This is a genomic window from Candidatus Dormiibacterota bacterium, from assembly GCA_035532035.1.
Taxonomy (GTDB): Bacteria; Vulcanimicrobiota; Vulcanimicrobiia; order Vulcanimicrobiales; family Vulcanimicrobiaceae; genus Tyrphobacter.
Genome location: DATKRS010000008.1, coordinates 1 through 17,985 on the forward strand (window position 1 = coordinate 1; position 17,985 = coordinate 17,985).

Here is a 17,985-nt window from a genome sequence, read left to right on the forward strand (position 1 = left end):
CCTCGGCGCGGGTGTCGCGAAGATCAGAGAGGCACTGGCGACGGAAAAGGCTGTAGACCGGCAGTCACTCGCGCCACCGGTCTATGAGATTCGTCGCGTAGTGAAGGCCCAAAGCGGGCCCTCTCCCCAAAGAGTTCTGGAATTTTCCGAAGGGCTCTGGGCGGCAGAGGTCTCATACATGAGCGCGCTGGTGGGCTGGTCTTGGGCACGCCCGTACCAGGCGCAGGCGATGGCTGTGATCGGCCTGATAGCCGCCCGAACCGACGTTGATAAGGTCTTGCGTCCCATGTGGCCGGGCCTCGAGTATGTCGTCAAGACGGACCTATCTATTCTCGACGTCGCCGGTGACGAGAAGATCCTCACCTGGACGCCGGCCCAACACCGGCTCATTTACGATGCTTGGACCGAGTGGATGGCTTCGAATGAGGATGTAGATCGTCTGCCGGAGCCGTTCCAGATTTACATTGCTGTGGCGAAGATCGCCGCAGTCGGTCGGTCGGTACACGGGCGGGTCGTCCTGGGAGCCGCCCGCAATGCGATCGGCGAGTGGATGCGCGAGCAACACCCGAGTTGGGCAGGCTACGAGACTTACCCGACTGCTGAGGAGGAGCGGCTGCTCGACACGATGCAGCGTGCTTGACGCTCGGGCACCTTATGGGGCACCTTATGCGCGCCTCTCCACGAGGGATATGTAAGAAGCGGTCGCCTATGCCCGCCGAGCGGAATTCGACTGAAACCTAATAGTACCAATGGATTCAGGGCCTTTAGCCTCATGTTAGAGCGCATGCTTGATAAGCATGAGGTCCCTGGTTCGATCCCAGGACGGCCCAGGAAGTGCCATGATTGCCCTCTCGATCGTCGCATCGGTCGCGATATCCTCGCCGGCCGTCTCCACGAGCCAGCGCGTTCTCGCGCGCTGGTGGTGGGGTGCGACTCCGATCCGCAGCACCGTCTCCACCGACGGCAGAACGCTACGCGTGCGGATCCTCGAGAATCCGCTATACTGGGAAACCTGGAGCATCGCCCTCGCGGACATTGGCTGCGTCTCGGTTCGTCGTCGATCCGATTTCTTGGGTGCGCTGCCACCCGACATGACCATCTACTCCAACGTTATCGGGGGCGTACGCGACGAGTACATGCCCAATCCCGAGTACGTAAACCCTTTTCGCAACAGCGGCTCGCAGCGCGTGCGCTACTGGCAGCGGCTCGACGTGCAGGGCGTCACGCCGGGTATCGCCGCGCGGTTGCTGCGCTACGCGCCCATCGGCTCGAAGGCGTCCCGCACCGGTACATGCCCCGGCGACGCCGCCATGTATCACCTGCGTTACGCGCCGCCACCGCGCGCGGCGCACGTGCTCGCGGCCTATGCCTACACCGATGACGCGGGCGATACGATCGCGTATCGCTTGACCAGCAACGGGCTGACGCTCTTCGTCGACGAGAGCGAGCGGTATCCGGATATCGGAACCGATCACGAAATCGGCGAGCTGCGCATCGGTTCGCTTCGCTGCGTGCTCTTCCACGCGGCGAACGAACCGCACGGCGGCGCTCCGAATCCGAGCATAGAGCTGTTCCCGACCGCTCGCAACGGCATCGTGTGGCACTACCTTGCCGACACGCCAGCGCGCTTGCGCGACGGCAGAGGCGCGCTCTACGTGGAGAACTCGCTCTGGCTCTTCTTCCGCGACCTGCCGCAAAGGCAGCGCGTCTGGGCGCGCGTGAAGACCGCGATCCCGCCGTCGCGCGCGAAGGCCTGCCCTTCCTCGTGAGAAGGTGCGAGACTCAGCGCAGCGGCAGCGCGTAGACATCATTCCAGTCGGCGACGTAGAGCGTCTTGCCGACGATTACGGGCGAGCTGCAGGTAAACGGCTTGGGAAAGCGGCGGCGCGAGAGCACGCGGCCGCTGCCTTCGTCGAAGGTATACAGAATACCGGCGGTGTCCCCGATATAGACGCGGCCGTCGAGCGCGACGGCGCTCATCTTCGCGGCTGTCATCGTGGGAACGACCCACACCGGCCTTCCTTGGCCCGCTTCGTACGCGGCGAACTTCCGTGCTGCCGGCAGCGACTGGAAGAGAGTATCGCGGTCGAGCATCGCCGCAATCGCTTGCTCGTTGGTGCCCACGTTCGTGAAATATCCGGCACCGGCGTTGCGCGCCCAAACGAGGAGCCCGCGATCGCGCGAGATCGCATAGACGTCGTTGATCGCACCGACAGCGGGCGGCCCCTTGACGTACTGAGAATCTTGCACGTAGACGTCGACGCCGCCTACCGTCGGGGAGTCGTCAGCGTTGCCGTACGGCGCGCTCCAAACGATGTGCCCGTCGCTCGCGCGCACCGCGTAGACGTGATCGGGAAGGTGCATCCCCGCTGCGAAGCCTAGGAGCACGTACACGACGCCGTCAGCCACTGCCGCCGAGGCCATCGTCGAGACGCCGCCGACGTACCTGCTAAACACGAGTCTGCCGGTGCGCACGTCGAGCGCGCGAATGTGCCCGTCGCCGTTGGCAAAGATGATGAGATCCCGCCCTCCCGCCGTAACGAACGCGGGACTGGGCATGTCTTCACCGACGGTGTGATAGCGCCAGCGCACGCGCCCCGTATCCGCGTCAAAGGCGATAATCTCGTCGCCGCCGGGGATGCCCCACACGAGACGGGTGCGCGTCTGGAGGAGCGTGTTGTCTTTGCCGGTGCCGACGATCACGAGCCCGTCGGCGACGATCGGCGTCGTCATCGCGATGTTCGGCAGATGCGTCCGCCAGCGCACCCTGCCGGTGCGGCGGTCGATTGCGAGGAGTTGTCTCGCGAACGTCTCCGCGTAGAGCGTGTCACCGACGACGGCAAGACCGCCGTTGATCTTGCCGCCCGCGTCGAAGTGCCAGCGGTACGCGTGGGTTCCCGCAAAGACGGCATTGTGGTTCGGGAAGTACTGGTACATCGGCCACGTGCTCGGCGCAGCGCCGAGCAGGACGACGCCAAAGATTGCTGCTGTCCTTCGACTTCGCTTCACGTCGCTTCGCTCCGTTCCGCTACGCTCAGGATGACAAGGTGCGGCACATGCCGCACGTGCTGCCCACCGTAGCGAGCTACACCTTCAGCTCGACCTTCTCCAGCGCCGATGCCGTCGGTACCACGTGATGGTTGAGCCGCAGCTCCTGCGGCGAGAACCCGAACGCGAGCCCGAGCAGCTGCGGCAGGTGGAAGATCGGAACGCCGATGTCCTTGCGCATCACTTTGGCGGCGTCCGGCTGTTGGCCGTCGAGGTTTAAGTGGCAGAGCGGGCACGGCGTCACGAGCATGTCCGCGCCCTTTTCCTTAGCCTCCAGAATGTGCGAACCGCCCATTTCGAGCGACTTCTCACGATTGAACGTCAGCATCGGAAAGCCGCAGCATTTCGTCGAGCCGCGGTACTCGACCGGCTCGGCGCCGACGAGCGCGATGAGCTGCTCGAGATAGGTCTTGCGCTCAGGCCGCTCGCGAAGCCCGAGGTACTCCTCCGGGCGCAGAATGTAGCATCCGTAGAACGGCGCGATCTTCAGGCCGGTCAGCTTACGCTTGATCGCCCCGCGAATCTTCTCCAGACCGATGTCCTCGAAGAGCATCCACAGCAAATGCTTGACCTTCGCCTTGCCGCTATAACGGTAGCCTTGGTCGCCGATCGTCGCGTTGACCTTGTCGCGCCGCTTCTCGTCGTTTTGAAGATGGTAGTTGTGATTCGAGAGGACGCCCTGGCACGTGCTACAGATCGTCATGACGTCCGCGTTCTTGCTCTCCGCCATCGCGAGAGTCAGGCCGTTGAGCGAATCTGCGAGGTCGGGGTTCTGTTCGCTCAAGACGCCCGCCCCCGTGCATGGCGCCTCCGTGAGCTCCTCCAGTTGGAGCCCGAGCGGCCCCGCGATCGCCTGTGTCGAGACGTAGAGCTCCGGACACGCTCCCTTGGAGACGCATCCGGGATAGAACGCAACCTTCACTTGAATCGTCCTCCGACGCGTTGAAAGATCGTCTTGATACGCTGCACGCCGGGAATCTTATGGTGGATGATCGGCGGCAGCTTTCCTGCGCGCATCATGTTGAATGCCGACGGCAACGTCTTGAGCTGCCCGACGATGTTGAAGAACCCGGTCGATTTCGGCATCAGCGTTAGTTCGTTGAGCCTGCCGCTGTCGCGAACGGACTCCGCGAACGCGTCCGCGTGACGCGTGCCGGCGTTGTTCGTGAAGCCTGCGTCGACGGCCATCTTGCGCAGCTTGAGAATCTGTTCGAGCGGCGCGACCCCTTTCGGGCACTGCTGCACGCATTCGTAACAGTGCGTGCAATCCCAGATGCCGCCCGGCTTGCTGTATTCGCCGAGGCGCTCGTGCACGTCGGCATCGCGCGGGTCGCCCGCGTAGCGATACGCCTTCGCAAGTGCATGCGGCCCGAGAAATTCTTGGTTGACGGCGAACGACTCGCAATCCATCAGGCAGCAGCCGCAGTTGATGCAGCTCACCTCTTGGATGAGATTCTCCATCGCGGCGTTAGGAGCGCGGTACTCTTCGCGCGGCCCGGGCACCGGCTGCTTGGGCTCGAGCCACGGCGTGACCGCGTGGTGTTTCTGCCAAAAGGGCTCCATGCCCCAGACGAGATCGCGCACGACCGGCATCGACGGCGGCGCTTCGACGCGCGTCTTGCCGTCCTTCGTGAATTCCCGGAGCTTGCTCTTGCAGGCGAGATTCGCATGCCCGTTCACCCACATCGCGCACGAGCCGCAGATCGCGCTGCGGCACGCGCAGCGTACGGCGAGCGATTCGTCTTGATACTCGCGAATTGCGATCAGCGCATCGAGGACGACCGCGTGATCCGGAAGGTCGACCGCATAGGTCTGGTACCGGCGCGGCGGCGACTTGTCCCACGGAGCCGGAAAGCCTTGCTCGCCGGAGGCGGATTCCGCGTACTTCCCTTCCGGGTTGTACCGCCCGATTTCGATCGTGAACTTCATCAGTAGCTGCGAACCTCCGGTTTCCACCGCGTGATCGTGACGGGAAGATACGAAACGTCGGGCTCGGCGCCGGCGCGATACGTCAGCAGGATGTGCTTGAGCCACTGCGCGTCGTCGCGCTCGGGATAGTCCGTGCGTGCTTGCGCTCCGCGGCTCTCCTTGCGCAACAAGGCGCCACGAATCACCGCCTCGCCGCAATCGAGCAAGAATCCCAGCTCCAGCACGAACTGCAGCGCCTGGTTGTAGACGCGCCCTTTGTCGCCAACGGCGACCAGCTCGTAGCGCTTGCGAAACTCCGCCAGTTGCTCGAGCGCGGAGAGCAGGCCCGCTTCGTCGCGGTACACGCCAACCTTCTGGTCCATCATCGTTGCGAGATCGAGGCGCAGATGCGCGTATGTTTCGCCCTGGTACGGCCGCGCAAGCAGCGCCTGCAGGCGTGCCTGCTCCGAGCGTAGGAGATCGTCACCGCCCTGCGACGGGGTCACGCTTTTGACGTAGGCGGCGGCCGCTTTGCCGCTGCGTCGTCCAAAGACGATCGTGTCGAGCAGCGAATTCGCACCCAGCCGGTTGCCGCCGTGGACGCTGACGTTGGCGACTTCTCCCGCCGCGTACAGACCCGGGACGCTGGTCGCGCCGTTGACATCGGTCTTGACCCCGCCCATCATATAATGCATTCCCGGCCGCACCGGTACCGGCTTCTCGATCATGTCGATGCCGAGATAGTCGAGCGCCATCTCGTGGATTTGCGGGAGCTTCTTCAAGATGACGTCGCGCCCGAGGTGGCGTAGGTCGAGCAAAACGTTTCCGTTGACGCCGTGACCCGCCGCGATCTCTTTCGTCTCCGCTCGCGAGATGACGTCGCGCGCCGCGAGCTCCATCTTCGTCGGGGCGTATTGTTTGAGGAAACGCTCTCCGTTGCCATCGAGCAGATATGCGCCCTCTCCGCGCGCCGCTTCCGTCATGAGGAATCCGCTGCCGGCAAGCGTCGTCGGATGGTACTGCACCATCTCCATGTCCATGAGCGGCGCTCCCGCGCGGTATGCGAGCGAGTATCCGTCACCGGTGCAGATCAGCGCGTTCGTGCTCGGTTCGTAAAGACGCCCGCCGCCCCCGGCAGCGTCGATGACGGCTTTGGCGCGCAAGAGATGCAGCTCGCCGGTGAGCAGCTCGAGGGCGACGAGACCGCGGCAGGTGCCGTTCTCGAGGAAAAGCGTCGTGCCGAACCACTCCTCGTATACCTTGACGCCGGCTTTGAGAATTTGGTCGTAGAGCGTGATCAGCAACGCTTGGCCGGTGATGTCGCCGACGAAGTACGTCCGCGCCTGCGAAGCACCCCCGAAGGCGCGCGTTCCGAGACGCCCATCGGCATTCCTATAGAAGATCACGCCCATGTGCTCGAACTCGATGATGTCGTTCGGAGCCTCTTCGCACATGACTTCGACGGCATCTTGGTCGGCGAGGTAGTCGCTGCCCTTGATCGTGTCGTAGGCATGGGACTCCCAGCTGTCTCCCTCGCCGAGCGCGGCATTGATGCCGCCTTGCGCCGCATTCGAATGGCTGCGCACGGGGTGGACTTTCGAGACGACAGCAACGTCGGCGCCGCTGCGCGCCGCTTCCAGCGCCGCGCGCATTCCCGCCAAGCCCGCTCCGACGACGATCACGTCGTGATCGAAGATCATATCCGCATCACCTCCAACGCGCGGCTGCTCCTCCCCTGTTCTACGACGGCCTTGCCGCGAAGCGGAGGCTGGCCAGCGCGAGCGTTCCCACGCCAAAAGCAACCGTTACCACGGCCGGAACCCAGAGGTCGACAAAACCGGCACCTCGCACGATGATACCCCGCAGAATCTCCAAAAAATACGTCATAGGTAGGGCGTAGCTGATCAGGCGGGCGGGTGCCGGCATGAGATCGATCTCAAAAAACATGCCCGAGAGCAAGAACGACGGCAAGAGGAAGAATACCGTCATGAGGACGGCTTGGAGTTGGGACCGCGCGACCGTCGAGACCAGCAGTCCCAAGCCAAGCCCCGTCATCACGAACGGGACGCTCAGGGCGAGAAGCAGTCCGACGCTGCCAGCGACCGGCACGGCAAAGACCGTGCGCATTACGATCAGCACGAGTAGCAAGTCGAGGTAACCGACGACGCCGTATGGGATCAGCTTGCCCAGGACGACGGCCCCGGACCCGATCGGCGTCATCCGCATCTGCTCGAGCGTCCCCCGGTCCCGCTCGTTGACGATCGAGAGCGCGGTGAGGATCATCGTGATGTTCTGCATCACGAGACCGATCAGGCCCGGGACGAGAAAGTTCGGCGTACGCAGCGATGGATTGAAGAGCGTCGTCGCGCGAATCTCAACGGCGGGGCTCTCACCCAGCGGGTCGAGCCACGCGGAGAACGCACCGCCGATCTGCGCGGCGCTGCCGTAGGCAGCCTGCGCGATGCCGGCGTCCGAGCCGTCGACCAGCATCGGCACGGTTACGGGGCGTCCGCGCTCTACGTCGCGCGAGAACCCCGCCGGGATATCGAAGCCAACGCGCGCTTTTCCACTGACGAGTGCCGCGCGCAGCGCCCCCGTCGATGCAACGCTCCCGACCACATGGAACGTTGCCGTTCGATTCAAAACGGCGACGAGCTGCGCGGACATGCGCCCGCGATCCGCATCGTGGTAGACCGTGGCAACGTGCTCGACGTGCAGGTTGATGGCATAGCCGTAGATGAGCAGCTGCATGAGCGGCATCGCGAGGACGAGCACGAGCGTCGCGGGCTCGCGCAGGATGTGGCGTACTTCCTTATAGATCACCGCGCCCACACCGGTGAAGTCGAACGCGGAGTTCACGACTGCATCTGGCCCACGAGAGCAACGAGCGCATCTTCCAGCGTTTCGTGCGAGCCGCGCACCTCGGCAATCGTGCCGCAGACGAGGAGGGCGCCCTCGAGCATATAGCCGATGCGCGAGCAGCGTCGTGCCTCGTCCATATCATGCGTCGTAATGAAGAACGTCTTTCCGCCGGCGGCAAGCTCGTAGAAGAGATCCCACAGCTCGCGCCGCGCTACCGGGTCGACGCCCGCCGTCGGCTCGTCTAGGAAGAGCACCGTCGGGTCGTGCAGCAGCGCAGCGGCAAGACCGAGCCGGCGCTGCCATCCGCCCGAGAGGCGGCCGGCGCGTTGGTCCCTGAATCGACCAGTTCCCGTCAGTTCGTAGACCACACGCTTTCGCGCGCGGGAAACGGAGGGCGACAAGCCGTATGCGCGCGCGCAGAACTCCAAGTTCTCGTCGCACGTGAGATCGCGGTAGAGCGCGAAGCCTTGGGCCATATAGCCGATCTGCAGACGAGCCGCGCCGGCGCGGCTGCGCGAATCGAATCCGCCGACACGCGCGCTGCCCGCGCTCGCGGCAACGAGCCCGCAGAGCATCTTGACGGTCGTGGATTTTCCGCTGCCGTTCGGCCCCAGCAAGCCGAAGAGCGCCCCGGACTCGACGGAGAAGCTGACGGCGTCGACGACAGCGTCTTCACCGTATCGCTTGACCAAACCGTGGGCCTCGATCGCTGCTGCTATGGACCCCTCACACGACGATTACTGGAGATGAGGGGACTCGAACCCCTGACTTCCTGCTTGCAAAGCAGGCGCTCTACCAACTGAGCTACATCCCCAAAAATGCTTCGCATTTTCGGGGACCCCTGACGCCTTGGAAAGGCACTACGGTGCTTCGCACCTGCGCGCCCCCACTACGTGGGGTCCCCAAGCAAAAAAGACTTTTGGAGGCAAGGAGACTCGAACTCCTGACCCTTACGCTGCCAGCGTAATGCTCTACCAACTGAGCTATGCCCCCACGACGGCCATACGGAGCGACCGATTCTTCACGCCGATCGTTGCGAGTCCTCCGCTGTGCGCGTATTATACTGTAGCGTGGAGTACGCCGGGCGGCCGCTCTTCCCAACGTGGAGGAGAGGAAAGTCCGGGCTTCAACGGGCTGGGTGCAGGATAACGTCCTGTCGGGGCAACTCGAAGGAAAGTGCCACAGAAACATACCACTCGGGATTCCCGAGCAAGGGTGAAATTGTGAGGTAAGAGCTCACAGAGCTCCGCGGTGACGCGGGCTCGGGTAAACCCCACCCGAAGCAAGATCGCTCGATTTCTTCCCGCTCGTCGGGAAGACGGATGGCCCATCCGAACGAGCCACATCGCACCGAGGTACGCGGTAACGGGTACCCAAGAGAGATGGTCGCCGCCCCCGCGCTTTGCGAGGGGGAACAGAATCCGGCTTACAGGCGTACTCCCGCCTCTCTCTATCGTCGGCGAAACCGAAGGGGCCATCGGGACGTTCTAGGCGAAGAGAGTAGCAAAGGAGTCACGCGTGTCCGCGAGCCAGCAGCATTTTACCCCAGAGATGACCGTCGATCAGGCGTTCCACGTCCATGCGGGCGCCCGCCGGGTCTTCGCGCGTTTTCACCTCGGCGGATGCTCGAACTGCGCGATCAGCGAGACGCACACCATCGGGCAGATCAGCGAGGATTACGGCATCCCACTTCCGATGTTGCTCGACAACCTCAACGCCCTGTGGGACCAAGGATCGCTCGCGATCGGCGACCGCGTGCGCATCCCGCAAGAGATTCGCGCGAAGATTCCGCAGCTCGCAAACGTGCCGGAGACCGGCGTGATTACCGGCGCCGAGAACGGCGCGTATACGGCGGAGTTCGGCGACGTCCGGCTTCAGGGCCTGAGCGAGGATTTCATTCCGGCCGAATCGGAAGCGGCGCAAGCATCGTAGCGCCGCGGCGGCGCTTATACGAAATCGATTGGCTCGCGCTCCTGAAAACCCGTGTCGGTAGCGTGCCAGAACGTCACCTCCGGCTCGCCGGCTTTCCAGCAGAGATAGACGGGCACGTTCTCACGAAGCGATGGAAAATCAATGAGACCGAGATCGATATCTTTGACGATACAGCCAAAGGATTCGATGCGGTGAATGAGCCGAACGATCTCACCCTTCAGGTCCCCAAATCTCGGCATGCCGAACGGCGAGCGCGGGCGGGCGAGGTGTGCGCCGGGAGCGGGCGACCCGTGCAGCGCCGGATCGTTCTCGAGCAGTTTGATGGCCAACTCCCGCCGGTGCGCGAGCAGCTCGTCCACGAGCGGCGCGAGCCTCGGGATGAGGGCGTTGGCCCGCTCGGGCGAAAACCACTTCACGTGAACGTCACCGTCATCGCTTTCGGCTTCAAATACGGGATACCGATGGAGCTCGACCTGCTCTTCGACGTGCGTTTTCTCCAGAATCCCAACTACGATCCGCTCCTCCAGCCTCGAACCGGCAGCGATCCCGATGTCGGAGCCTTCATCGAGCGCGATCCCGCTCTCGCGCCGTTCCTCTCCCGTCTTTTCCCGCTCATCGACTTTCTGCTGCCGCAGTACCAGCGCCAAGGGAAGGATCGCACGACGATCGGCTTCGGCTGCACCGGCGGCCGGCACCGCTCGGTCTACGTCGCGCGGCGCCTTGCCGAGCACCTTCACGCGAGCGCGCGGACGGTCGAGTGCATCGCGCGCGATCTGGAGGCCGTTTGATGCGCGCGCGAGCGCTGCCCGCACTACGCTGGCTTCTGCCCGGGACCGGCGTCAAGCGCTGGCTTCTCGTCAGCGCGCTTGGCATCGCGATGCTCGCCGACGCAGCGGATCGCTGGATCGTCGCACAAGGGAACGCGCTGAATCTCAACGAGATGCTCGACGGCATCGTCGACGATTACTTCGCTCCGGGGGATCTGACGTGGATCCTCAGTATCCTCGGCATCGTGCTGCTCTGCGCCGGCACGGTTTTCGCGCTGCGGGCGCTCTTTCGCGCGGCACGCCAGCGCGGTACGCAAGAGAGTCTGCGATTGCGCGAAGGCTACAAAATCGTCGCGATCGGCGGCGGTACCGGGCTCTCGACGCTTTTGCGTGGCTTGAAACGGCGCACGAGCAATCTCACGGCAATCGTCACCGTCAGCGATGACGGCGGCTCGTCCGGGCGACTGACCAAGGAGCTGGGCGTCTTGCCGCCGGGGGACATTCGCAACTGCCTCGTCGCCCTGGCCGACGACGAAGCGCTCGTCACGGAGCTCTTTCGCTATCGATTCAACGAAGGCGAAGGGCTCTCGGGGCACAGCTTCGGCAATATCTTCTTGGCGGCGATGACGGGCATCACGGGCAACTTCGACCGCGCGATTCAGGAGTCGAGCCGGGTGCTCAACATCGTGGGGCGCGTTCTCCCGGCGACGCTCGGTCAGGCACGGCTCTGCGCGGAGCTAAAGGACGGGAGTACCGTCTACGGTGAGTCGCGCATTCCGCTGGCCAACCAGCCCATCGAGCGCGTCTTTCTCGAACCCGCGAGCGTGCAGCCGTTGGAGCAGGCGCTTTCGGAGATCGGCGCCGCTGACGCGATCGTGCTCGGTCCGGGATCGCTCTACACGTCGATCCTTCCAAACCTCTTGGTCGAGGGCATCGCTCGAGCCATCGCCGCTTCGCACGCGGTGAAGATCTATGTCTGCAACGTGATGACTCAACCCGGCGAGACCACGAACATGACGGCGGCCGATCACGTCCAGGCGCTGCTTGCCAACGCGCGCGAGAACGTTTGCGAGTACGTCATCATCAACGACGAGCCGCCCAAACGCCTCCTCGCCGCGTACGCGGAAGAAGGGCAAGGGCCGGTGACGCCGGACGCCGAGCGCATCGCGGAGATGGGCCTCACCCCCGTGCCCGCCGCCGTCATCAGCGAAACCGAGAACGTGCGCCACGATCCCGAGCGCTTGGCGAGCGTCGTGCTGACCGTTATCAACCGCCACGTCGCCGATCGCGCGACGTTCGTGAAGCCGTCGAGCGCGTATCGAAGGACGAGCCGGGCCGCGGCGCCGTAGCCGCTACGGCGCGCTTGCCGCGCGTTCCAACGCAACGTCCAGGGTGAAAGGCTTCCCCGGTTCCGCGGTTGCCGTCGCCGAGACGAGTGTGTAGCCGTCGGCTTTCACGGTGTAATCGAGCGTCCCCGCCGGAACCTTGTCGATCGAAAAGGCGCCGGTCGCGTCCGTCGTCGCCGTGAGAACGGTGTCGACCGTCACGACGGCGCCGGCCACGGGCTGGTTCGTCGCGCGGTCCATGATGTGCCCGCTCACCGTGCTGTACTGGCCGGGCGGCGGCAGCTGATCGGCGTTGCACGCCACGAGCAGCGTCATCACGAGAAGGCCGAGCGCGGACCGCGAAAGGATGCGCATCGCTTGCGAGCCTTCGCGACCGGGGGCATGCGCCCTTGCGGCGAAAGGAGCTTCTCGCGATGACTGCACGTGAAGCGACGGGACCGACGTACTGCGAGAACGCGCTGGCTGCCATCGGCAACACGCCGCTGGTCAAACTCAGCAAGACGCTCGACGGGGCGCAGTGCCTGGTGCTCGCAAAGATCGAGTACATGAATCCGGGCGGAAGCGTGAAGGACCGGCCCGCGCATGCGATGCTCGACGCCGCCGAGCAGGCCGACCTCCTGAGACCGGGCGGCACGATCGTGGAGCCGACAAGCGGCAACACCGGCACGGGCCTGGCCATGGCGGCGGCGATTCGTGGCTACCGCTGCATTCTCGTGATGCCGGATAAGATGTCGAAGGAAAAGGTCGATCTGCTGCGCGCGTACGGCGCTGAGGTCGTCGTCACGCCGTCCAATGTCGCAAACGACTCGCCGGAGTCCTATTACAGCGTCGCCAACCGGCTCGCGGCGGAGATTCCTGGCGCCTTTCAGCCGAATCAATTTCACAACCATCACAACCCCGACGCGCATTACCACACGACCGGCCCGGAGATTTGGGAGCAGACGCGGGGCACGATCACGCACTTCGTCGCCGGCATCGGAACCGGCGGAACGATCTCGGGAACGGCGCGTTACCTCAAAGAGCGTAACCCCAACATTCACGTCATCGGCGCCGACCCTGAGGGCTCGATCTACTCGGGCGACACGCCGCGCTCGTACGCCGTCGAGGGCATCGGCCTGAACTATCTTCCCGAAACCGTCGACTTGAAGGTGATCGACGAGATCGTCCGCGTCTCCGATCGGGAGTCGTTTCTCATGGCGCGGCGCATCACTCGCGAAGAAGGCCTCCTCGTCGGCGGCTCGTCGGGAACCGCCGCCGTTGCAGCGGTGAAGCTCGCGAAGACGCTGCCCAAGGACGCGATCGTCGTCGTCATCTTCCCCGACTCGGGCCGCGGCTACATGTCGAAGATATTCAACGACGAGTGGATGATCGCTAACGGCTTTTTGAGCGAAGGAAAACGCCGCGCGACCGTCGGCGACGTGCTGCGCGGCAAGACGCCGCTGCCACCGATGATCACGGTCGCTCGAGACGACACCGTAAGCACGGCGCTCGAGCTGCTGCGCAAGTACGAGATCTCGCAGATCCCGGTGATGCACGGTCACGATGTCATCGGCAGCATCAACGACGTTGCCGTCATGCAAGCCGTGTTCGACCGTGCCGACATCATCCACCAGCCCGTAACCGAGGTCATGGGGCGCCCGTTCCCGGCGCTCGAACAGAGCGAAGAGATCGACCGCGCGTACAAGCTGCTGACGCTCGCGAATCCCGCGATCGTCGTCACCGACGACGGCGAGTCCATCGGCGTCGTCACGCGCCAAGACGTCATCTCCTTCCTCTCCGATACCTCGGCACTCGCACCCCACCACTGATGCGTTTCTCGACCAAGGCGATTCACGTCGGGCAAGAAGCCGACCCGACCACCGGCGCGACCATCGTACCGATCTATCAAACTTCGACGTACACGCAAGAGGCCGTCGGAAAGCACAAGGGCTTCGATTACAGCCGCACGGTGAACCCTACGCGCGTCGCGCTCGAGGCGCAGCTTGCCGCGCTCGAAAGCGCCGCTCACGCGAGCGCCTTCGGCAGCGGCATGGCGGCAACCGCGGCCGTGATGAATCTGCTCTCGGCGGGCGACCATGTCGTCGTGAGCGACGATGTCTACGGAGGAACGTATCGTCTCTTCTCGCGCGTCCTCGAACGCTATGGCCTGACGTTCTCGTACGTCGACGCGAGCGATCCGCATGCCGTCGCGGCGGCGCTCGGCCCGGCGACGCGGCTCGTCTGGCTCGAAACGCCGACCAACCCGCTGCTCAAGCTCGTCGATATCCGAGCGATCTGCGATCTCGTGGGAAGCGAGATCGTGGTCGCCGTCGACAATACCTTCGCCACGCCGTACTTTCAGCAGCCGCTCGCGCTAGGAGCCCGCGTCGTCGTCCACTCGACGACGAAGTACATCGGCGGGCACTCCGATGCCGTCGGCGGCGTCGCCATCACCAACGACGGCGGCCTGCACGAGCGCATCAAGTTCCATCAGAACTCCGTCGGCGGCGTTCCCGGTCCGTTCGACGCGTGGCTCGTCATGCGCGGAGCCAAAACCTTGGCGTTACGCATGCAACAACACGAGCGCAACGCGCTCGCCATCGCGCAGTTCCTGGCGCAGCACCCCAAAACGGAACGCGTCAACTACCCGGGGTTGCCGTCGCACCCACAATATGCGCTCGCGCAACGTCAGATGAGCGGCTTCGGCGGAATGCTCTCGTTCACGCTACGCGTGCCGGAGCAGCGCGCGATGGAGTTCGCGGGGACGCTGCGTTACTTCAGCTTGGCGGAGAGCCTGGGAGGAGTCGAGTCGCTGATCTGCCATCCCGCGCGCATGACGCACGGCTCGATTCCGAAAGAAGAGCGCGAGCGCCGCGGGATCACCGACGGTCTGCTTCGTCTCTCCGTTGGCGTCGAGGACGTCGAAGATCTGCTCGAAGATCTCGAAACCGCCTTAGCGCGGCTTTAAGAGCTGCTCTTCTTGAAGTTTTAGGGCTGGCCGCCGGTCGGGTACCGTACGGCAGTAGCACCGGCGAGCAGCGTCTTTGCGGTATCTTCGTCGATGCCACCGAGCGTAGAGACCACGCTGAGCACCACCGCGCGCTGCGAGTCGATCCAGAGGTACGCGAAGATCTTGCGCGTCTGGAAGCCGGCGCCTTGCGTGACCTCGACGAAGAGCGCGGGCATTCCGTTCTGCAGCAGCACGTGCTGCTTGTTCTTGACGAGCGTCGCCGGATCGTCGCCACGCAGCGCGTTCTCGTAACTGCTGTCGAAGCCGTCGAGCGATCCTGAGTACAGTTCCATCGTGATCGTGATCGCCTTCGCGTTATATTGCGTGGTTCCGAGGACCCACGTCGCCACCGGGGTCGGGTCCTGCGAAAGCGTCTGCAGCGTCGGGTGTTGCATCTGCCCCACCAAACGCGCCGCGGCCGGCGCGGCGTAATGCATTGCGGGATCGTCGTAGACGTGCGGGTCCGGTGTCGGTGCGGCGTCCTGCGCCGCTGCAAGCGCCGGAATGGCGAACGCGAGGACGATGCCGATCAACGAGCGATATGCGTTCATTCTTTATCCAAAACGCCGACGAGCGCCGGCAGAGAGATACCGTAGCGATACCCAACGTTGCGGTGGTCGTCGTCGAACTCCTCGTGGCGTACGCTCATCCCCGCCTTTCGCATGCGGGAAGCGAGGATGCGGGCCCCGATGTCGAGGCCGTAGTCGTCGCGCCGGCCGCAATCCAGATAACGTAGCCGCAGCCGCTCGAGTGCCGCGAGGCGCTCTTCCACGCGCTCGACGGGGTCGAACGAGAGCCAGCGCCCGAAGACATCGGCGCGCAGCTCCCCGCTCTCGAGGTCGAAGGGCAGGTCGACCGCAAAGGCCTTGCGCTCGCGCGGTGAGTAGGCGGCAGCGTATCCGATCATCTCCATCGTGTGGTACCACGCCTGCGGCCGCTTCAGCGACGCTTCGAACTCCGCGACGAACGACGGGATGTCGAAACCGAAGCGTTCGAGCGTGCGCTGGGCGCCTGGAAACGACATCATCTGCGAGTAGCGAAAGCACGCATCGCCGCTGTGCGAGGCAAAAGCCGCGAACGCGCCCGGGTACTCCATCGTTAGGTGCATCGCGCCGAATCCGCCCGAGGATTTTCCACAGACGGCGCGGCCGCCCTCGTGCGCGATCGTGCGATAGTTCGCGTCGACGTGGTCGACGACGTCACGAACGACGTATGTCGCGTAGTCGCCGTTATGGATCGAGTCCACGTATTGCGAGCCGCCCAAGCGCGTGAAACCGTCGACGAGGACGAGGATCGCGGGCGACATGTCGTCGCTGGTGACGAGTGCGTCCATCCACTGCACGACGTTGCGCTCCCACGGCCGCACGGCGAGCATGCCCGCCGCGTCCCCGGTGTACCCGTGCAGGCAGTAGATGACGGGATAGCGCCGTGCGTCATCGTCGTAGCCGGGCGGCACGTACACGGGAAGCGGGCGTTCTGACGGATCGCCGAGCGCGTTGTCGCGCAGCGCCGGGCTCGTCACGACGTCGAGGCGTACGTCCCCGCGCACGCCGCAGAGGCGCGCGAGCTGTGAGCGTTCCTGCATCCGCATTCCATTCGCCGCCAGGTGCGACGTTCACCTTACCGAACGAGGTCAGAAGTGAAATCGAGCGCTGGGATGGAGCGCGCGATCGATACGCGCAGCGCCGTTGCGATCAACGTTATTACGATGATCGGCATCGGACCGTTGATAACGATTCCGCTCGTGCTCGCCACGCTCGGCGGATCGCTGGCGCTGCTCGGGTGGATCGGCGGAGCCGTCGTCGCCCTCTGCGACGGGCTCGTCTGGGCGGAGCTCGCCTCGCGCTTCCCCCGCTCCGGCGGCACGTACGTCTACCTGCGCGAGAGCTTCGGCCACGCACGGCTCGGGCGCGTGCTCGCGTTTCTCTTCAACTGGCAGTTTCTGCTCTACGCACCGTGCCTGCTCGCAAGCGGGTACATCGGTTTCGCCGACTACGCGACCTACCTCGTGCCGGGGCTCGGGAGCTGGTGGGGAATGCACGCCTGCGCGCTGGGCATCGGTTCCGTGACGATCGTGCTTCTGCTGCGGCGAACCTCACGCGTGGCGGCAACGTCGTTGCTGCTCGGTGCTATTGCCGTTCTCACGCTCACTCTCGTTGCCGTCGCCGCGCTCACGCACGCGAACTGGCACATGGCGATGCAGCTTCCTGGCCCGGTCCGTTTTGGCACCGGCCTGCTGGCTGGATTCTCGAGCGCGCTCTTCGTGACGCTCTACGACTACGTCGGATACGCCGACGTCGCGCTCGTCGGCGACGAGGTGCGCGAGCCGAACCGGACGATTCCGCGCTCCATTGTGATCTCGGTGCTTCTCGTCGCGGGGTTGTACGTCGCGCTGCAGAGCGGCGTGCTCAGCGTGATTCCTTGGCGGTCGCTCGTCGGCGCGGACGGGACGCCGACTGCCGCCTCGCAGTACGTGGGCTCGCTCGTGATCGAGCGGACGTGGGGGGTTCTCGCGGCGCGCATCGTGACCGGGCTCGTGCTCGTGACGGCCTTCGCTTCGCTCTACGGCAACCTCCTCGGCTTCTCGCGCATCCCGTTTGCCGCGGCGCGCGACGGCGCGTTCTTTCCCGCTTTCGCGCGGCTCCATCCCGATAAGCACATTCCGGAGACCGCGCTTCTCGCCGTCGGCGGGCTCTCGCTCGTCGCAAGCTTCTTCACCCTCGGTGAGGTCATCGCGTTCCTGACCGCAGGCATCGTGCTCATCCAAAGCATCATGCAGATCGTCGCGCTCGCGCTCGTCCGGCGGCGCGGACCCGCGCCCTTTCGCATGCCGCTCTACCCGCTGCCGGCGATCGTCGCGCTCGTCGGATGGATACTAGCTTTCGCATATACCGGCCCGCTCGCGATCGCTATCGGCGTCGGATGGCTCGTCCTAGGCATCGCGGCGTATCTCGTCCTCGCGCGCGCGCAGCGCGCGTGGCCCTTCGCGGCCGCCGTAGCAACGCTCTTGCTTCTCCTTCTGCCGCGGCCTTCGCTCGCCGCTCCCGCCGGTGCATGGGCGACGTGGCACGCGTCGCGCGTCGTGCAGATGGACGGCTACCCGGTTTTCGAGGTCGACGGCAAGCCCTTCTTC

Annotated in this window: 18 protein-coding genes, 3 tRNA genes and 1 other RNA gene; 10 read left to right on the forward strand and 12 right to left on the reverse strand. The window is 64.6% G+C overall.

Annotation, left to right across the window (positions count from 1 at the left end; all coding sequences use genetic code 11):
• The 3 genes from VMV82_02685 to VMV82_02695 form a co-directional block, all read left to right on the forward strand.
• Window positions 1–640: hypothetical protein (locus VMV82_02685; GenBank protein HUY40458.1), on the forward strand; the 640-nt coding region annotated here is incomplete at its 5' end.
• Between the two features lie 118 nt (window positions 641–758).
• Window positions 759–830: transfer RNA gene (locus VMV82_02690), tRNA-Ile, on the forward strand.
• A 9-nt stretch (window positions 831–839) separates the two neighbouring features.
• Window positions 840–1,769 (forward strand): hypothetical protein, encoded by a 930-nt coding sequence (locus VMV82_02695; GenBank protein HUY40459.1) that lies wholly within the window; start codon window positions 840–842, stop codon window positions 1,767–1,769.
• A 13-nt stretch (window positions 1,770–1,782) separates the two neighbouring features.
• On the opposite strand, the gene VMV82_02700 is transcribed toward VMV82_02695, so the two are convergent.
• The 8 genes from VMV82_02700 to VMV82_02735 all read right to left on the reverse strand — a co-directional run bounded on the left by VMV82_02700 (window position 1,783) and on the right by VMV82_02735 (window position 8,811).
• Entirely contained in the window at window positions 1,783–3,009 is a 1,227-nt protein-coding gene (locus tag VMV82_02700) for a PQQ-binding-like beta-propeller repeat protein (protein HUY40460.1), read from the reverse strand.
• 76 nt (window positions 3,010–3,085) lie between these two features.
• Window positions 3,086–3,970: a CoB--CoM heterodisulfide reductase iron-sulfur subunit B family protein gene (locus VMV82_02705; protein ID HUY40461.1), complete on the reverse strand. Its 885-nt coding sequence runs from the start codon at window positions 3,968–3,970 to the stop codon at window positions 3,086–3,088.
• Window positions 3,967–4,977 (reverse strand): succinate dehydrogenase/fumarate reductase iron-sulfur subunit, encoded by a 1,011-nt coding sequence (locus tag VMV82_02710; GenBank protein ID HUY40462.1) that lies wholly within the window; start codon window positions 4,975–4,977, stop codon window positions 3,967–3,969. The genes VMV82_02705 and VMV82_02710 overlap by 4 nt, the downstream gene beginning before the upstream one ends.
• Window positions 4,977–6,656, reverse strand: coding sequence for an FAD-dependent oxidoreductase (locus VMV82_02715; protein HUY40463.1), 1,680 nt, complete (start codon window positions 6,654–6,656; stop codon window positions 4,977–4,979). The genes VMV82_02710 and VMV82_02715 overlap by 1 nt, the downstream gene beginning before the upstream one ends.
• Before the next feature lie 40 nt (window positions 6,657–6,696).
• Window positions 6,697–7,815 carry an ABC transporter permease gene (locus VMV82_02720; GenBank protein ID HUY40464.1) on the reverse strand — a complete coding sequence of 373 codons (1,119 nt, stop codon included), beginning with the start codon at window positions 7,813–7,815 and terminating at the stop codon, window positions 6,697–6,699.
• Window positions 7,812–8,510 carry an ABC transporter ATP-binding protein gene (locus VMV82_02725; GenBank protein ID HUY40465.1) on the reverse strand — a complete coding sequence of 233 codons (699 nt, stop codon included), beginning with the start codon at window positions 8,508–8,510 and terminating at the stop codon, window positions 7,812–7,814. Before VMV82_02725 ends, VMV82_02720 begins: the two co-directional genes overlap by 4 nt.
• Window positions 8,511–8,559: 49 nt before the next feature.
• Window positions 8,560–8,632, reverse strand: a tRNA-Ala gene (locus VMV82_02730).
• A gap of 106 nt (window positions 8,633–8,738) precedes the next feature.
• Window positions 8,739–8,811, reverse strand: a tRNA-Ala gene (locus VMV82_02735).
• 79 nt (window positions 8,812–8,890) lie between these two features.
• Here VMV82_02735 and rnpB point away from each other — a divergent pair.
• Window positions 8,891–9,263: RNase P RNA component class A (gene rnpB / locus VMV82_02740), an RNA gene on the forward strand.
• A 73-nt stretch (window positions 9,264–9,336) separates the two neighbouring features.
• Window positions 9,337–9,750 carry a hypothetical protein gene (locus tag VMV82_02745; GenBank protein ID HUY40466.1) on the forward strand — a complete coding sequence of 138 codons (414 nt, stop codon included), beginning with the start codon at window positions 9,337–9,339 and terminating at the stop codon, window positions 9,748–9,750.
• Between the two features lie 14 nt (window positions 9,751–9,764).
• Here the strand turns inward: VMV82_02745 and VMV82_02750 are convergent, their stop codons facing one another.
• Window positions 9,765–10,166, reverse strand: a complete 402-nt coding sequence (locus tag VMV82_02750; protein HUY40467.1) for a DUF2203 domain-containing protein — start codon at window positions 10,164–10,166, stop codon at window positions 9,765–9,767.
• Here VMV82_02750 and VMV82_02755 point away from each other — a divergent pair, their 5' ends adjacent.
• Both VMV82_02755 and VMV82_02760 read left to right on the forward strand, forming a co-directional pair.
• A complete protein-coding gene (locus VMV82_02755; GenBank protein ID HUY40468.1) occupies window positions 10,167–10,538 on the forward strand; it encodes an RNase adapter RapZ in 372 nt (123 codons plus the stop codon). It abuts the gene before it with no gap.
• Window positions 10,538–11,866: a gluconeogenesis factor YvcK family protein gene (locus tag VMV82_02760; GenBank protein ID HUY40469.1), complete on the forward strand. Its 1,329-nt coding sequence runs from the start codon at window positions 10,538–10,540 to the stop codon at window positions 11,864–11,866. Before VMV82_02755 ends, VMV82_02760 begins: the two co-directional genes overlap by 1 nt.
• A 3-nt stretch (window positions 11,867–11,869) precedes the next feature.
• Here VMV82_02760 and VMV82_02765 read toward each other — a convergent pair whose 3' ends face one another.
• On the reverse strand, window positions 11,870–12,217 hold the full coding sequence (locus tag VMV82_02765; protein ID HUY40470.1) for a carboxypeptidase-like regulatory domain-containing protein: 348 nt from the start codon (window positions 12,215–12,217) through the stop codon (window positions 11,870–11,872).
• Between the two features lie 59 nt (window positions 12,218–12,276).
• Here VMV82_02765 and VMV82_02770 point away from each other — a divergent pair, with 59 nt between their 5' ends.
• Together VMV82_02770 and VMV82_02775 are read left to right on the forward strand one after the other, a co-directional pair.
• On the forward strand, window positions 12,277–13,671 hold the full coding sequence (locus tag VMV82_02770; GenBank protein HUY40471.1) for a cystathionine beta-synthase: 1,395 nt from the start codon (window positions 12,277–12,279) through the stop codon (window positions 13,669–13,671).
• A complete protein-coding gene (locus VMV82_02775) occupies window positions 13,671–14,810 on the forward strand; it encodes a cystathionine gamma-synthase (GenBank protein HUY40472.1) in 1,140 nt (379 codons plus the stop codon). The genes VMV82_02770 and VMV82_02775 overlap by 1 nt, the downstream gene beginning before the upstream one ends.
• A gap of 20 nt (window positions 14,811–14,830) precedes the next feature.
• On the opposite strand, the gene VMV82_02780 is transcribed toward VMV82_02775, so the two are convergent.
• Both VMV82_02780 and VMV82_02785 read right to left on the reverse strand, forming a co-directional pair.
• Window positions 14,831–15,403 (reverse strand): hypothetical protein, encoded by a 573-nt coding sequence (locus VMV82_02780; protein HUY40473.1) that lies wholly within the window; start codon window positions 15,401–15,403, stop codon window positions 14,831–14,833.
• Window positions 15,400–16,437, reverse strand: coding sequence for an alpha/beta hydrolase-fold protein (locus tag VMV82_02785; GenBank protein ID HUY40474.1), 1,038 nt, complete (start codon window positions 16,435–16,437; stop codon window positions 15,400–15,402). Before VMV82_02785 ends, VMV82_02780 begins: the two co-directional genes overlap by 4 nt.
• Window positions 16,438–16,491: 54 nt before the next feature.
• Between VMV82_02785 and VMV82_02790 the strand changes: the two genes are divergently transcribed.
• Window positions 16,492–17,985: APC family permease (locus VMV82_02790; GenBank protein ID HUY40475.1), on the forward strand; the 1,494-nt coding region annotated here is incomplete at its 3' end.

Bases quoted from the DNA above. Each gene is read 5' to 3' on its own strand.
- VMV82_02695 (HUY40459.1), top strand. From the start codon at position 840: ATGATTGCCCTCTCGATCGTCGCATCGGTCGCGATATCCTCGCCGGCC.
- VMV82_02710 (HUY40462.1), bottom strand. From the start codon at position 4,977: ATGAAGTTCACGATCGAAATCGGGCGGTACAACCCGGAAGGGAAGTAC.
- VMV82_02715 (HUY40463.1), bottom strand. From the start codon at position 6,656: ATGATCTTCGATCACGACGTGATCGTCGTCGGAGCGGGCTTGGCGGGA.
- VMV82_02760 (HUY40469.1), top strand. From the start codon at position 10,538: ATGCGCGCGCGAGCGCTGCCCGCACTACGCTGGCTTCTGCCCGGGACC.
- VMV82_02765 (HUY40470.1), bottom strand. From the start codon at position 12,217: ATGCGCATCCTTTCGCGGTCCGCGCTCGGCCTTCTCGTGATGACGCTG.
- VMV82_02770 (HUY40471.1), top strand. From the start codon at position 12,277: ATGACTGCACGTGAAGCGACGGGACCGACGTACTGCGAGAACGCGCTG.
- VMV82_02775 (HUY40472.1), top strand. From the start codon at position 13,671: ATGCGTTTCTCGACCAAGGCGATTCACGTCGGGCAAGAAGCCGACCCG.
- VMV82_02780 (HUY40473.1), bottom strand. From the start codon at position 15,403: ATGAACGCATATCGCTCGTTGATCGGCATCGTCCTCGCGTTCGCCATT.
- VMV82_02785 (HUY40474.1), bottom strand. From the start codon at position 16,437: ATGCAGGAACGCTCACAGCTCGCGCGCCTCTGCGGCGTGCGCGGGGAC.